Origin of the sequence: Kitasatospora sp. NPDC101176, assembly GCF_044768035.1 — a bacterium.
Taxonomy (GTDB): domain Bacteria; phylum Actinomycetota; class Actinomycetes; order Streptomycetales; family Streptomycetaceae; genus Kitasatospora.
The window spans coordinates 9,786-24,202 of sequence record NZ_JBIWPA010000018.1 but is presented as its reverse complement, the minus strand read 5'-3'; the positions used below and the strand labels follow the sequence as shown (position 1 = coordinate 24,202).

The 14,417-nt window shown below is 71.6% G+C and carries 15 protein-coding genes; 5 read left to right on the top strand and 10 right to left on the bottom strand.

Features of this window, described 5'->3' with window-relative positions:
• Positions 1-17: 17 nt before the first annotated feature.
• Genes ACIRS1_RS23370 through ACIRS1_RS23335 form a run of 8 tightly spaced genes read right to left on the bottom strand, consistent with a single transcriptional unit; the run spans position 18 to position 6,816 of the window.
• On the bottom strand, positions 18-404 hold the full coding sequence (locus ACIRS1_RS23370) for a metal-sulfur cluster assembly factor (protein ID WP_363365260.1): 387 nt from the start codon (positions 402-404) through the stop codon (positions 18-20).
• Between the two features lie 21 nt (positions 405-425).
• Positions 426-878: a Fe-S cluster assembly sulfur transfer protein SufU gene (gene sufU / locus ACIRS1_RS23365; protein WP_360222691.1), complete on the bottom strand. Its 453-nt coding sequence runs from the start codon at positions 876-878 to the stop codon at positions 426-428.
• A 16-nt stretch (positions 879-894) separates the two neighbouring features.
• Complete coding sequence (locus ACIRS1_RS23360) at positions 895-2,154, bottom strand: cysteine desulfurase (protein ID WP_360222688.1); 1,260 nt, start codon at positions 2,152-2,154, stop codon at positions 895-897.
• A complete protein-coding gene (sufC, locus tag ACIRS1_RS23355; RefSeq protein ID WP_402842925.1) occupies positions 2,151-2,915 on the bottom strand; it encodes a Fe-S cluster assembly ATPase SufC in 765 nt (254 codons plus the stop codon). Before sufC ends, ACIRS1_RS23360 begins: the two co-directional genes overlap by 4 nt.
• Positions 2,916-2,921: 6 nt before the next feature.
• Positions 2,922-3,239 carry a bifunctional 3-phenylpropionate/cinnamic acid dioxygenase ferredoxin subunit gene (locus ACIRS1_RS23350; RefSeq protein WP_360222682.1) on the bottom strand — a complete coding sequence of 106 codons (318 nt, stop codon included), beginning with the start codon at positions 3,237-3,239 and terminating at the stop codon, positions 2,922-2,924.
• Positions 3,240-3,244: 5 nt separating this feature from the next.
• Positions 3,245-4,492 (bottom strand): Fe-S cluster assembly protein SufD, encoded by a 1,248-nt coding sequence (sufD, locus tag ACIRS1_RS23345; RefSeq protein ID WP_360222679.1) that lies wholly within the window; start codon positions 4,490-4,492, stop codon positions 3,245-3,247.
• 56 nt (positions 4,493-4,548) lie between these two features.
• A complete protein-coding gene (gene sufB, locus ACIRS1_RS23340) occupies positions 4,549-5,964 on the bottom strand; it encodes a Fe-S cluster assembly protein SufB (protein ID WP_360222676.1) in 1,416 nt (471 codons plus the stop codon).
• A gap of 9 nt (positions 5,965-5,973) precedes the next feature.
• Positions 5,974-6,816: a helix-turn-helix transcriptional regulator gene (locus ACIRS1_RS23335; protein WP_387901883.1), complete on the bottom strand. Its 843-nt coding sequence runs from the start codon at positions 6,814-6,816 to the stop codon at positions 5,974-5,976.
• A gap of 164 nt (positions 6,817-6,980) precedes the next feature.
• On the opposite strand from ACIRS1_RS23335, the gene ACIRS1_RS23330 reads away from it, so the two are divergent.
• Together ACIRS1_RS23330 and ACIRS1_RS23325 are read left to right on the top strand one after the other, a co-directional pair.
• The gene (locus tag ACIRS1_RS23330; RefSeq protein WP_402842920.1) at positions 6,981-7,907 is read left to right on the top strand and encodes an ABC transporter ATP-binding protein; all 927 of its coding nucleotides are present in this window, start codon (positions 6,981-6,983) and stop codon (positions 7,905-7,907) included.
• Positions 7,908-7,984: 77 nt separating this feature from the next.
• Positions 7,985-8,704, top strand: coding sequence for an ABC transporter permease (locus ACIRS1_RS23325; RefSeq protein ID WP_360222697.1), 720 nt, complete (start codon positions 7,985-7,987; stop codon positions 8,702-8,704).
• 152 nt (positions 8,705-8,856) lie between these two features.
• Here ACIRS1_RS23325 and ACIRS1_RS23320 read toward each other — a convergent pair whose 3' ends face one another.
• Together ACIRS1_RS23320 and ACIRS1_RS23315 are read right to left on the bottom strand one after the other, a co-directional pair.
• Positions 8,857-9,582 carry an LAETG motif-containing sortase-dependent surface protein gene (locus ACIRS1_RS23320; RefSeq protein ID WP_402842917.1) on the bottom strand — a complete coding sequence of 242 codons (726 nt, stop codon included), beginning with the start codon at positions 9,580-9,582 and terminating at the stop codon, positions 8,857-8,859.
• Between the two features lie 343 nt (positions 9,583-9,925).
• A complete protein-coding gene (locus tag ACIRS1_RS23315; RefSeq protein ID WP_402842914.1) occupies positions 9,926-11,320 on the bottom strand; it encodes a choice-of-anchor A family protein in 1,395 nt (464 codons plus the stop codon).
• 300 nt (positions 11,321-11,620) lie between these two features.
• Here ACIRS1_RS23315 and ACIRS1_RS23310 point away from each other — a divergent pair, with 300 nt between their 5' ends.
• From ACIRS1_RS23310 to ACIRS1_RS23300, 3 genes are all read left to right on the top strand, one after another.
• Positions 11,621-12,571: a COX15/CtaA family protein gene (locus ACIRS1_RS23310; protein ID WP_360222694.1), complete on the top strand. Its 951-nt coding sequence runs from the start codon at positions 11,621-11,623 to the stop codon at positions 12,569-12,571.
• Positions 12,572-12,653: 82 nt separating this feature from the next.
• Positions 12,654-13,526 carry a multiple cyclophane-containing RiPP AmcA gene (amcA, locus tag ACIRS1_RS23305; protein WP_402842911.1) on the top strand — a complete coding sequence of 291 codons (873 nt, stop codon included), beginning with the start codon at positions 12,654-12,656 and terminating at the stop codon, positions 13,524-13,526.
• 23 nt (positions 13,527-13,549) lie between these two features.
• Positions 13,550-14,257: a hypothetical protein gene (locus ACIRS1_RS23300; protein ID WP_402842908.1), complete on the top strand. Its 708-nt coding sequence runs from the start codon at positions 13,550-13,552 to the stop codon at positions 14,255-14,257.
• Positions 14,258-14,417: the final 160 nt, after the last annotated feature.

Sequence of the window (14,417 nt, the reverse complement as noted above, 5' to 3'; positions counted from 1 at the left end):
ACGATCGACCGGTGACCTCAGACGTTGAAGCCGAGGGCGCGGAGCTGCTCGCGGCCGTCGTCGGTGATCTTGTCGGGGCCCCACGGCGGCATCCAGACCCAGTTGATGCGCAGGTCCTTCACCAGGCCGTCGGTGGCGGTCCGGGCCTGGTCCTCGATGACGTCGGTCAGCGGGCAGGCCGCCGAGGTGAGCGTCATGTCGATGGTGGCCACGTCGTCCTCGTCGATGTGGACGCCGTAGATCAGGCCCAGGTTGACGACGTCGATGCCCAGTTCGGGGTCGACGACGTCCATCAGGGCCTCGGTCAGGTCCTCGACGGAGACGGTGCCGGCGGTGGTGCCGACGATGCCGCCCTGGGCCTCCTCCGCAGCGGGGGCCGGGGCGCCGGTGGTTTCGTCACTCATGGTCTGTCCTCCTCTGCGGGTTCAGTCGTTCACGGCGGGGTGCTGGGCGAGCGCCTGGGCCGTGGCGTCCTTCCAGGCCATCCAGCTGAGCAGGGCGCACTTGACCCGGGCCGGGTACTTGGAGACGCCGGCGAACGCGACCGCGTCCTCCAGCACCTCCTCGTCGCCCTCGCCCTGGCCCTTGCTCTGCATCAGCTCCAGGAAGGCCTCCTGGACGGCCTGCGCCTCGCCGACGGTCCGGCCGACGACCAGGTCGTTCAGCACCGAGGCGCTGGCCTGGCTGATCGAGCAGCCCTGGGACTCGTAGGAGACGTCGACGACGGTCGAGCCGTCCAGCTTCACCCGCAGGGTGATCTCGTCACCGCAGGTCGGGTTGACGTGGTGCACCTCGGCGTCGCCGTCCCGCAGCCCCTTGCCGTGGGGGTTGCGGTAGTGGTCCAGGATGATGTCCTGGTACATCGAGTCGAGCTTCATGTCCTGGGCCGTCCCGTCAGCCGAAGAAGTTCCGGACGTGGTGCAGGCCGTCGATCAGCGCGTCGACCTCGCCCGGCGTCGAGTACAGGTAGAACGACGCCCGCGTGGTCGCCGGAATTCCGTACCGCAGGCAGACCGGCCGCGCGCAGTGGTGGCCGACGCGCACGGCGATGCCCTGCTCGTCCAGCACCTGGCCCACGTCGTGCGGGTGGATGTCCCCGAGCGTGAAGGAGATCGCCGCACCGCGGTCGACGGCCGTGCGCGGGCCGATGATCCGCAGGTCGGGGACCTCGAGCAGGCGCTCGACGGCGTACTCGGTGATCGCGTGCTCGTGGGCGGCGATCTTCTCCATGCCGATGCCGGACAGGTAGTCGATGGCCGCGCCGAGCCCGACCGCCTGGGCGATCGGCGGGGTGCCGGCCTCGAACTTGTGCGGCGCCGGGGCGTAGGTGGACGAGCCCATGGTGACGGTCTCGATCATCTCGCCGCCGCCGAGGAACGGCGGGAGGTCCTCCAGCAGCTCCTGGCGGCCCCAGAGGACGCCGATGCCGGTCGGGGCCAGCATCTTGTGGCCGGTGAAGGCGACGAAGTCGGCCTCCAGCGCCTGGACGTCGAGCACCATGTGCGGCGCGGCCTGCGAGGCGTCGATGACGACCAGCGCGCCGACCGACTGGGCCTTGCGGACGATCGTCTCGACCGGGTTGACGGTGCCGAGCAGGTTGGAGACCAGGGTGAAGGAGACCACCTTGGTCTTCTCGGTGATCAGCTCGTCGATGTTCGACAGGTCGAGCCGGCCCTCGTCGGTGAGCCCGAACCACTTCAGCTTCGCGCCGCTGCGCTGCGAGAGCAGCTGCCACGGGACGATGTTGGAGTGGTGCTCCATCTCCGTGATGACGATCTCGGAGTCGGCGTCCACCCGGTACGGCTCGTCGGCCCAGGCCAGCATGTTGGCGACGAGGTTGAGCGACTCCGAGGCGTTCTTGGTGAAGATCACCTCGTTGCGGCTCGGCGCGTTGACGAAGGCCGCGACCTTGTCCCGGGCGCCCTCGTACAGCGCGGTGGCCTCCTCGGCGAGCACGTGCACGCCGCGGTGGACGTTGGCGTTGTGCCGCTCGTAGTAGGCGTTGAGCGCCTCCAGCACCTGGCGCGGCTTCTGCGACGTCGCCGCGTTGTCCAGGTAGACCAGCGGCTTGTCGTCGTGCAGCAGCCGCTGCAGGACCGGGAAGTCCTTCCGGATCGCGTCGGTGTCGAGCAGACCCGTGAACGCGTGCGTCACGCGGACGCGCCCCCCTTCACATAAGCCTCGTAGCCCTCGTTCTCCAGCTTGTCGGCCAGCTCGGCACCGCCGGACTCGACGATGCGGCCGCCCGCGAAGACGTGGACGTGGTCGGGCTTGATGTACCGCAGGATGCGGGTGTAGTGGGTCACCAGCAGGGTGCCGACCTCGCCGGTCGAGCGGACCCGGTTGATGCCCTCGGAGACGATCCGCAGCGCGTCGACGTCGAGGCCGGAGTCGGTCTCGTCGAGGATCGCGATCTTCGGCTTGAGGAGCTCCAGCTGGAGGATCTCGTGGCGCTTCTTCTCGCCGCCGGAGAAGCCCTCGTTGACGTTGCGCTCGGCGAACGCCGGGTCCATCTGGAGGGCCGCCATCGCCTCCTTGACCTCCTTGACCCACAGCCGCAGCTTGGGGGCCTCGCCGCGGACGGCGGTGGCGGCGGTGCGCAGGAAGTTGCTGACCGAGACGCCGGGGACCTCGACCGGGTACTGCATGGCCAGGAAGACGCCGGCCTTGGCGCGCTCGTCGACGGACATCTCGAGGACGTCCTCGCCGTCCAGCAGCACGGTGCCGCCGGTGACGGTGTACTTGGGGTGGCCGGCCAGCGAGTAGGCGAGGGTGGACTTGCCGGAGCCGTTCGGACCCATGATGGCGTGGGTCTCGCCCTGCTTCACGGTCAGGTCGACGCCCTTCAGGATCTCGCGCGGGCCGTTCTCGGCGTCGACGGAGACGTGCAGGTCGCGGATTTCAAGGGTTGCCATGTGTACTCAGGACTCCTGGTTGACGGAGACGAGCACATCGTCCCCTTCGATCTTTACGGGGTAGACAGCGACCGGCTTGGTGGCGGGCAGGCCGGAGGGCTTGCCGGTGCGCAGGTCGAAGCTGGAGCCGTGCAGCCAGCACTCGATCATGCAGTCCTCGACCTCGCCCTCGGCGAGCGAGACGTTCGCGTGCGAGCAGGTGTCGTTGATCGCGAACACCCCCTCGTCGGTGCGGACGATGGACACCGGCACGCCGTTGAGGTCCACGCGCTTGGGCACGTCCTCCTGGAGGTCGTTCAGCGCGCAGGCACGGAGAAACGTCATGGGTGTCAGACCGCCGATTCCAGCTCGGACTCGATCTTCTCCATGAGCTGCTCCTGCACCTCGGCGACGCCGATCTGCTGGAGCAGCTCGGCGAAGAAGCCGCGCACCACCAGGCGGCGGGCCTCGTCGGCCGGGATGCCGCGGGCCTGCAGGTAGAAGAGCTGCTCGTCGTCGAAGCGGCCGGTCGCCGAGGCGTGGCCGGCGCCGACGATCTCGCCGGTCTCGATCTCCAGGTTCGGGATCGAGTCGACCCGGGCGCCGTCGGTGAGCACCAGGTTCCGGTTGAGCTCGTAGGTGTCGGTGCCGAGCGCGGCGGCACGGATCAGCACGTCGCCGACCCAGACGGCGTGCGCGTCCTGGCCCTGCAGCGCGCCCTTGTAGGCCACGTTCGACCGGCAGTGCGGCGTGTCGTGGTCGATCACCAGGCGGTGCTCCAGGTGCTGGCCGGCGTCGGCGAAGTAGAGGCCGAACAGCTCGGCCTCGCCGCCGGGGGCCGCGTAGTTGACCCGCGGGTGGAGGCGGACGAGGTCCCCGCCGAAGGTCACCACGACGGACTTGTACGAGGCGTCCCGGCCGACCAGCGCGTTGTGCTGGGCGACGTGGACGGCGTCGCGGTCCCAGTCCTGGACCGAGACGAAGGTGAGCTTGGCGCCGTCGCCGACCAGCAGCTCGACGTTGGCGGCCCGGGTGCCGGTGCCGGCGTGGTTGATCACCACGACGGCCTCGGCGAAGGGCTTGACGTCGATCACCACGTGGGCGAAGCGGACGCCGCCCTCGCCACGGACGTCGATCTTGACCGGCTCGGTGAGCACCGCGTCCTTGGGGACGGTGACCACGAGCGCCTGCTCGAACCCGCTGAACGCCTGCGCGGCGACCCGGTCGACCGGGGTGCCGGCCTTGCCCAGACGGGCGTCGTCGCGGCCGACGGTCTCGGCGGTGACGCCGTCCGGGAGCACGAACTCGACCTTGTCGCTGCCCTGCTCGGCCTGGGCCGCGGTGCCGTCGTGCAGCCCGCCGAGGCGGTGCAGCGGGGTGAACCGCCAGTCCTCCTCGCGGCCGGTGGGCACCGGGAAGTCGTTGACGTCGAAGGACGGCTTGACCGCGACGCGCGCGTCGATCGGCTGCTTGACCGTGCTGCGGCCGGTGCCCGGGCCGGCGAGCTGCGCGCCGGCGCCGGCGGTGCCGACCTCGATCGAGCCGGCGGTGGTGGAGCCGGGGGTGTTCGCGGGGACATTCAGGGGCGTGTCAGCCATGGCTGTTCGTCGTGCTCTCTTCCTCGAAAAGTCGGTGGGGCGGTCTGCGGCGGACGTCAGCCGACCGCACCCTCCATCTGCAGCTCGATCAGCCGGTTGAGCTCCAGCGCGTACTCCATCGGCAGCTCGCGCGCGATCGGCTCGACGAAGCCGCGCACGATCATGGCCATCGCCTCGGTCTCGGTGAGGCCGCGGCTCATCAGGTAGAACAGCTGGTCCTCGCTGACCTTGGAGACCGTCGCCTCGTGGCCCATGGACACGTCGTCCTCGCGGACGTCCACGTACGGGTAGGTGTCCGAGCGGGAGACGGTGTCGACGAGCAGCGCGTCGCACAGCACGTTGGACTTGGCGCCGTGCGAGCCCTCGCCGATCTCGATCAGGCCGCGGTAGGAGGTCCGGCCGCCGCCGCGCGCCACCGACTTGGAGACGATGTGCGAGGAGGTGTTCGGCGCCATGTGCACCATCTTGGCGCCGGCGTCCTGGTGCTGGCCCTCGCCCGCGAAGGCGATCGACAGGGTCTCGCCCTTGGCGTGCTCGCCCATCAGGTAGACGGCCGGGTACTTCATGGTGACCTTGGAGCCGATGTTGCCGTCGATCCACTCCATGGTCGCGCCCTCGTACGCCACGGCGCGCTTGGTGACCAGGTTGTAGACGTTGTTCGACCAGTTCTGGATCGTCGTGTAGCGGCAGCGGCCGCCCTTCTTGACGATGATCTCCACGACCGCGGAGTGCAGCGAGTCGGAGGAGTAGATCGGCGCGGTGCAGCCCTCGACGTAGTGGACGTAGGCGTCCTCGTCGACGATGATCAGCGTCCGCTCGAACTGGCCCATGTTCTCGGTGTTGATCCGGAAGTAGGCCTGCAGCGGGATGTCGACCCGCACGCCCTTCGGCACGTAGATGAACGAGCCGCCGGACCACACCGCGGTGTTCAGCGCGGCGAACTTGTTGTCGCCGGCCGGGATGACGGTGCCGAAGTACTCGTGGAACAGCTCCGGGTGCTCGCGCAGCGCGGTGTCGGTGTCCAGGAAGATGACGCCCTGCTCCTCCAGGTCCTCACGGATCTGGTGGTAGACGACCTCGGACTCGTACTGGGCGGCGACACCGGCGACGAGGCGCTGCTTCTCGGCCTCCGGGATGCCCAGCTTGTCGTAGGTGGCCTTGATGTCGGCGGGCAGGTCCTCCCAGGACTCGGCCTGCTTCTCGGTGGAGCGGACGAAGTACTTGATGTTGTCGAAGTCGATGCCGGTGAGGTCGGAGCCCCAGGTCGGCATGGGCTTCTTGCCGAAGAGCTTCAGGCCCTTGAGGCGCAGGTTGAGCATCCACTCGGACTCGTTCTTCTTCGCCGAGATGTCGCGGACGACGTCCTCGCTGAGCCCGCGCTTGGCCGCGGCACCGGCGGTGTCCGGGTCGGCCCAGCCGTACTCGTAATTGCCGAGGCCTTCGAGCTCGGGGTGCGAAACGGTGTCAGTCATGCGAGCTTCCTAACGCGCGGACGCTGAATCTTCGGTGGACGTACCGGCAGTCGGCACTGCATCGGAGCCGTGGCCCGCGGAACGCTGGGCGGGCGACGATGCGGCACCGGGTGCCGGCACATAGGTGGTGCAGACCCCGTCGCCGTGGGCGATGGTGGCCAGCCGTTGCACATGGGTGCCCAGGAGCTGGGAGAAGACCTCGGTCTCCGCCTCGCAGAGCTGCGGGAACTGCTCGGCGATGTGCGCGACCGGGCAGTGGTGCTGGCAGAGCTGGGTGCCCGCCGGGGCCTTCGCCACGGCCGACGGGACCCGCCGCACCGTGGCAGCGTACCCGTCGGCGCTCAGGGCCTGGGCGAGGGCCTCGGCCCGCTCCCCGGCCCCGGCGCTCCGCACGGCCTCCAGGTACCTCTCGCCCTGCTTGCCGAACCGGGCCCGGGCGAAGGCGGCGACCGCCTCCTCGCCGGCGGTGCCGCCGCCGACCGAGTCGGAGATCCAGCGCAGGGCGTCGGCGGCCAGCTGGTCGTACGCCTGGTAGAAGGCGTCCCGGCCGCCGTCGGTGAGGGCGAAGACCTTGGCCGGACGGCCCCGGCCGCGGCTGCCGTAGACCCGCTGTTCGCGGGACTCGACCAGGCCGGCGGCGGCGAGCCCGTCCAGGTGACGGCGGACGGCGGCGGCGGTGAGGCCGAGGCGGCTCGCCAGGTCGGCGGCCGAGGAGGGGCCGTGGTCCAGGATGGACCGGGCGACCCGGTCGCGGGTGGCCCGGTGGCCGTCCAGCAGCACCTCGGCGGCCGTCACGGGCACGTCACAGCCGGGGGCCGACTCGGCCTCCTGCTGCGTGGCGTGCTCGCGCATGTTTTTCACAACACCAGTGTTGCGTAATTACTTCCGACAGGACAAGCCGTGATCCAGGCCTCACCCGTGTCATCTGTCACGCAGGTAAGCCTTACCTGACCTGGGAAAACGATCACCGAGGGCGGCGTGGGGGCCGGGCGTTCGGCCCTCTTACACTCGCCGGTATGCATTCCGAACCCGCGGTCCAGATCGCCGGGCTGGTCAAGCGCTACGGTGACAAGGCCGCGGTGGACGGCCTCGACCTCACCATCGCGGCCGGCGCGATCACCGCCGTCCTCGGCCCCAACGGCGCCGGCAAGACCACCACCATCGAGACCTGCGAGGGCTACCGCCGGCCCGACGCCGGAACGGTCCGCGTCCTCGGCCTCGACCCGGTCGCCCAGAACGCCGCCCTGCGCCCGCGGATCGGCGTCATGCTGCAGTCCGGCGGCGTGTACGCGGGCGCGCGCGCCGTCGAGATGCTGCGGCACACCGCCAGGCTGCACGCCCACCCGCTGGACGTCGACGCGCTGGTCGAACGGCTCGGCCTGGGTTCCTGCGGCCGCACCACCTACCGCCGGCTGTCCGGCGGCCAGCAGCAGCGGCTCGCGCTGGCCATGGCCGTGGTCGGCCGCCCCGAACTGGTCTTCCTCGACGAGCCCACCGCCGGCCTCGACCCGCAGGCCCGGCACGCCACCTGGGAGCTGGTCCGCGACCTGCGCCGGGACGGCGTCACCGTGGTCGTCACCACCCACCACATGGACGAGGCCGAGCAGCTCGCCGACCAGGTGGCCGTCGTCGACCGCGGCCGGGTGATCGCCGCAGGCAGCCCCGACGACCTGTGCCGCGGCGGCTCCGAGAACGCGCTCTGCTTCGACGGCCCGCCCGGGCTCGACCTCGGCCCGCTGCTCAAGGAGCTGCCCGAGGGCGCCACCGCCGTCGAGACCGGCCCCGGCGCCTACCGCGTCGAGGCGGCCGTCGACCCCCAGCTGCTGGCCACCGTCACCGGCTGGTGCGCGGCCTCCGGCATCCTGCCCGAGCGGCTGTCCGTGCGGCGCCGCAGCCTCGAAGACGTCTTCCTCGACCTGACCGGACGGGACCTCCGCTCGTGAGCACGACCGACGTGACCGGCGCCCGCGCGGCCGCCGCCGACTACTCCCCCGCGCCCGGTCCGGCCCCGGTCGGCCGGATGCTGCTCGCCCAGACCGCCTTCGAGACCAGGATGCTGCTGCGCAACGGCGAGCAGCTGCTGCTCACCGTGGTCATCCCGACCGTGCTGCTGGTGCTGTTCTCGGCCGTGGACATCGTCGCGGTGGAGGGCCCCGGCGAGCGGGTCGACTTCCTGGCCCCCGGACTGCTGGCGCTCGCCGTGATGTCCACGGCCTTCACCGGCCAGGCCATCGCCACCGGGTTCGAGCGCCGCTACGGCGTGCTGAAGCGGCTCGGCGCCAGCCCGCTGCCGCGCTGGGCGCTGCTGACCGCGAAGACCGGCTGCGTGCTGGTCACCGAGGCGCTGCAGGTCGCGCTGCTGTCGGTGATCGCACTGGCGCTCGGCTGGTCCCCGCAGGGCGACCCGCTGAGCGTCGCCGCGCTGCTGGTCCTCGGCACCGCCGCCTTCTCCGGGCTCGGGCTGCTGATGGCCGGCACGCTGAAGGCCGAGGCCACCCTGGCCGCCGCGAACCTGGTGTTCGTCCTGCTGCTGCTGGCCGGCGGGGTGGTCGTGCCGCTGAGCCGGTTCCCGGACGCCGTGCGGTCGGTGCTGGAGCTGCTGCCGATCTCCGCGCTCTCGGACGGCCTGCGCTCGGTGCTGCAGCACGGGGCCGGGGTGCCGTGGTCGGACCTCGGGCTGCTGGCCGGCTGGTCGGTGCTCGGACTGGCCGCCGCCGCCCGGTTCTTCCGCTGGGAGTAGGGCCCGCTTCTCCGGCGGGGAGCAGGGTCCACCCGCCTCCACCCGCCTCCCCCGCGACGACACGCGACCGCCCCCCGGCCAGTCTGGCCGGGGGGCGGTCCGCTGTCCGCCGTCAGCGGTGAGCTGTCAGCGGTGAGCGGTTCGCGCGGGCGTCAGCCCTGGCTGCCGTTGCGGCGCTTGCGGGCCAGCAGGACGAGCGCGCCACCGACCAGCAGCACGCCGCCGCCGGCCGCCGCGATCATCGGGGTGGCGTCGTTGCTACCGGTCTGCGCGAGCACCGGGCCGTTGGTGGTGGGCACCGGGACGGGGGCCGCGGTGGTGGTCCGGCTCGGGGTCGGCGTGGCCGACGGGCTCGGGGTGGCCGACGGGCTGCTGCTCGGGGTGGTGGGCGGCACGGTCGGCGTCGGGGTCGGCGTGGGGGTCACCGTCGGCGTCGGGGTCGGCGTCGGGGTGGTGGTCTTGGTGGGCGTCGGCGTGGGAGTCGGCGTCGGCGTCGGCGTCGGCGTGTGGCACGGCTCGATCGTCTTGGTCTCGTCGAGGTTCCAACCCTTCTCGTTGGGCGTCTCCGTGGTCTTCACCACGAGGGTCGCCTTGATCGGGGCGGAGTGGTCCTTCACCGGGAAGGTGCCGTGGAACTCCTTGGGGAACGTCTTGTCCAGCACCTTCTCGCCGTCGATGGTGAGGCTGACGGTGTTCGTCACGCCGGCCTTGTCGCTGTAGTTGATCAGGTCGACCACGACCTTGTCGCAGGTCACCTTCCAAGTCGGCACGTGGGCCGAGGCGTTGCCGGCCAGAGCCAGGGGTAGGAGAAAACCGGCCGTCGCCGTACCGGCGAGTGCCGCCGCCCCGATCCCGATGTGCCGCCGCTGTCGCGCCATTACGCTGTTCCCCTCCGAACGGTCTTGTGCAGCAGGCGTGTTGAGTGGATCGCGGTGGCCCGCTACGACTGTCCGGGGGACTCTACCGGCACTTCCGCACCTCACCACACCCCGCCGCACGACCGGATTTCGTCTGTCGGTCCGATCCCTGATGTGCATGACCAGCCCATCACAGCCGCCACCTCGCAGAACGCGGAATCGGCGGACTTGAATGAACTTCGTCACCTCCAGACAGAACGGCGCCCGCGGTGATCGGGTTCAGTCACCGCGGGCGCCGGGCCGGGACCGCTCCGGAATTCCCGCGGGCGGGGATTCCGGGGCCCTGGTGCCGGTCGACGAACGGTCAGGCCTTCCGGGCCGCCCGCCGCCGGGTGGCGACGACGATCCCGCCGCCGGCCGCGAGCACCAGCGCACCGCCGATCGCCAGCGGAAGGACCGGGCCGGAGCCGGTGTGCGCGAGGTCGCCGCCCGCGTCGGTCCGCGGGGACGGGCTGCCCGACGCGGAGGCCTGGACGGCCGGCGCACCCGCCGTACCCGTGGCCGACGGGGCGGCCGGGCTGCCGCTCGCACCGGGCTTGCCGCCCGCCGGGGCGGACGGCGTGGCCGAGGGGCTCACCGAGCCGCCGGGGGCGGTCGGGGTGCCCGACGCGCCGGGGGTGGCGCTCGCGCTCGGCGCGGTGGTCGCCGACGGCGACCCGCTCGGCACCACCGGCGGCACGGTGGGCGTGGCGGTCGGCGTCGGGAGGACGGCCGGCAGGCAGCCGGTGAAGGGGTAGTGGTGCGTCTCCGCGCCCGCGGTGCCGGTCAGCGAGGCGACGATGACCGACCCGTTGACCGGGGCCCCGCCGGACGGCTTCCCCCCGTTGACCCCGGGGGTGTTCAGGGAGAGCGCGGCGTTCGGCGCCAGGACGGTACCGGCCCAGGCGGTGTCGCCCTTCTTGGTCACCTTGGTCGCGGTGGGGAAGTTCCAGAGCAGCTTGGCCCGGATCGCGCCGCCGGCCGCGCTCTGGCTCTTGTCGTCCAGGACGAAGGCCGACTTGCCCTCGTCCCAGAGGAAGAACCCGCTCGTCCCGGCGGCCGCCATGTCGTAGGAGCCACCGGTCACGTTGACCACGGCCACCGAGCCGACGGGCACCTTGACGTAGACCTCCTTGGCGCCCTGCAGCTTCGCGGCGTCGACGGTGAAGGCGTTGTACGCGGCGTCGGCGCCGGTGAAGGTGAGCTTGACGCCCTCGGCCCGCACGGTGGCACCGGCGGTCTGCGGGGCGGCGGCCAGCGCGGTCGAGGCGGCGCGCAGCTTGGCGAACTCGGCCTTGAAGTCGATCGGCGAGGCGCCCTGGGTGATAGCGCCCTGGTGCGCCTGGACGACAGCGCCCTCGGCCTTGGCACCGTAGACGCCGTTGCCCTTCATGACCTGGGTGTTGTGGCCGGTGATCCGGCCGGCGACGACCAGCGCGTTCTTGCCGGGCAGGGCGTCCACCTCGGCGGCGGAGAGCTCCTGACCGACCGAGAAGCCGCCGGTGAAGTCGGCGTTGCCGCCGACGGCGACGGCGCCCTCGGCGTCGGGGGTGTGGGTGTCGTCGCCCTCGACGAACTCGCCGTAGAGGTTGGCGACGCCGAGGCTGCGGCACTCCTGGGCGGGGGCGGGGCCGGCGGCGTGGGCGGCCGGAGCGGCGAGGCCGGCCAGGGCGAGCGAACCGCCGACCGCGAGCGCGGCGGCGGACGTGGGTATGCGCATGTGCAGAATCTCCGCTTGCGTGCGGGCGTCGATGGGAGAGGCCCGAAATGGTATGGACCAAAGCCGCACTCTCTCGACCCCGACCGCAATTGGTCAAGACCATTGCACGCCGTGACCGGAATGCACCTTCTGTCCCGCGTGTCTCGGTCTGCGTGTCGCCGGCCCCGCCCGACACGTCACCCCACCGACGCCACGCGCCGCCCCCGCCCCGCCCCAAGATCGCCTGTAAGGCCGCCTACGATTGACCCCGTGCCTAACCCCTTCTCCCTGCTCGCCGACCGCTGGCAGCCCTCCGCCGCGATGGTCCGGCGCGCCGCGTTCGCCGCGCTGGTGATGAGCGTGGTGATCGTCGTCACCGGCGGCGCCGTCCGCCTCACCGCCTCCGGCCTCGGCTGTACCACCTGGCCCCGCTGCACCGACGAGAGCCTGACGCCGACCGCCGAGATGGGCTTCCACGGCGTCGTCGAGTTCACCAACCGGATGCTCACCTACGTGCTGAGCGCCGCGGTCGGCTGGGCCATCCTGGCCGCCCGCTGCCTCCCCTGGCCTTCGGCCGGGGGGACCTCCAAGCCCTGGCGGAGCAGCCTGACCAGGCTCGGCTGGGCGCAGTTCTGGCTGGTGATGAGCAACGCGGTGCTCGGCGGCATCACCGTGCTGACGGGCCTGAACCCGTACACGGTGGCGCTGCACATGATCGCCGCGATGGCGCTGGTCTGGGTCGCACTGCTGATGTGGGAGCGGAGCAAGGAGGGCGACGGCCCGGCGAAGCTGTCGGTCGCCCGCCCGATCCACCGGCTGTCCTACGTCCTGGTGGCGGTCGTCGGCCTGCTGGTCGCCGCCGGCACCCTGGTCACCGGCGCCGGCCACCACCCGGGCACGCCGAAGGACAACAAGATCGTCCCGCGCATCCCGATCGACTACGACAGGCTGGCCCAGTTCCACGCCGACTTCGCCTTCGTGTCGGTGGGCCTGACCATCGCGCTGATCTTCGTCCTCGCCGCCGTCAAGGCCCCGCCCGCGGCCAAGGCCCGCACGAAGGAACTGCTGGCGGTACTGCTGCTCCAGGGCGTGCTGGGCTTCGTCCAGTACTTCACCGACGCCCCCGAGCTCATGGTCGGCCTCCACATGCTCGGCGCGAGCCTCACCTGGATCGCCGCCCTGAGGATCCCCCTCGCCCTCCGCGTGAGGGAGGCCGAGGAGACCGCGGCCGCCACCCCGGCCCCGCGGACCCCCGAGACCGCCACCGCCTGAGCAGAAGCAGGACCCACGCCGAAGGCCCCCATCCAAGCGGGATGGGGGCCTGTCTGCATGTCACACGCAGCTGTCGCCCGCCGTGGGTGCCGAGGCCGGGGACCCCGTGGTCGCCAAGTTCGACAACCGGCCGACCTGGGACAACAACGGGCCCAAGTTCGACAACCGGCCGACCTGGGACAACGGGAACAAGAAGGAGTCCCACTGCCGGGCGGCCCGCACCCCGCGGGCGGGCCGCCCGGTCCCCACGGAAACGGAGCTGGCCATGGACAGCCGCACCTTCGGCCGCGTCACCGTGGCCCTGCCCAACCTCGACGAGACGGGCGCCTACCTGTCCAACGTCTCGTCCCTGGAGACCGGCCGAGGCATCGTCCAGGACTTCCGGTACGCGGACGCCGACCTGCGCGACCTCGCTCTGTCCGACACCCGGCTCATCACAGGCCGCATCATCGGCTTGCGCGCCTCGCGCGTCGAGTTCAGCGCGATGCGGTTGGACTCCGTCGACTTCGACGGCTGTGACCTCGGGTCCGCCGACTGGCGTGACAGCAAGCTCTCCCGCGTCGCCTTCCGCAACGGCAAACTGATGGGTGCGACCCTCACAGGCCTGACCATCGACAGCGTCCTGTTCGAGAACTGCAGACTCGACAACGCGACCCTCGACAACGTGCGGGCCACCGGCCCGGTCGCCTTCTCCACATGCACCCTGTCCGAGGCCGTCTTCACCAACTGCGACCTGGGCAGGGTCGTCCTCGACGGCTGCACCCTCCGGCTCACCGAGTTCGGGCGTGGCAGGTACCAGGGTCTGGACCTCCGCGGCAACGACCTCTCCGCCCTGCGCGGCGCGGCGCACCTGGCCAGGGTCGTCATCGATCGCCCGCAGCGGACCGAACTCGCCGAGGCCCTGGTGGCCGAGCTGGACGTGACGTACGGGGACACGCTCGACGACGGCCGATAGCCCGATCCCGAGGAGGACTCGGCATGCACCTGCGCATCGCGTTCCACGACCTCTCCGCCCTGCAGGCGCGGTGCGAAGTCAGCGGTGTCCGAACCGCCCGGAGCGAGCCCGGGTACGAGAACGGCGCCGTCGTCCCGGCCGGCGCCTGGCAGCCGCTCGGCGACACGCTCGCCTCCCGCCTACGAGCGACCGACCGGACCAGCGCCGGCCGCGTGGTCGAGACCGTCGAACTCCGGGACACCGACACCACCGAGATGCTTCCCGGCCTTCTCGGCGACCCCGAAGCCGTCTGCCTCGGCCGGGCAGCCGGCCCGGCCGAGGCACTCACTACCACCCGTAATCACCAGGACGGCCGACGGATCGGCCTGCACGTCGACAACTGGGACAAGCTGCCGTACCGCGAGAAGCACCGGGGCCGGCGACGACTCTGCCTCAACCTCGGCCCGGGCACCTGGTACATCCTGCTCGGCGACGTCGACATCCGGGCCATCTGTCGCACCGTCCACGACGACCACGAACGTCAGTACCCGCACACCGACGATCTTCGAAGCTACGTCGCCCGCCACGAGCCGCTGCGATGCTTCCGCATCCGCCTCGCACCGGGCGAGGGCTGCATCGCCCCGACCGAGCTCATGCCACACGACGGCTCCACCGAGGACCAGCCGGAGCCGTCCACCGCGGCGTTCTGGCTCGGCCGATGGCCCCGAGGAGTCCTGCCGAGCCTGATCTGAGCGATGCCGGAGCACCGGTCCGGCCGGGCATGGCGGGCGGTGTCCGACCCGTGCCCGGGCACCGAGCCCGGGCACCGCGCGCGGGGGGGGGGGGGCGCGGCGGGGGTGGCGGTCGCGGCGCTGCTCATGCCGGGGGGGTGCCCACCGGGCGTGGCGCTGG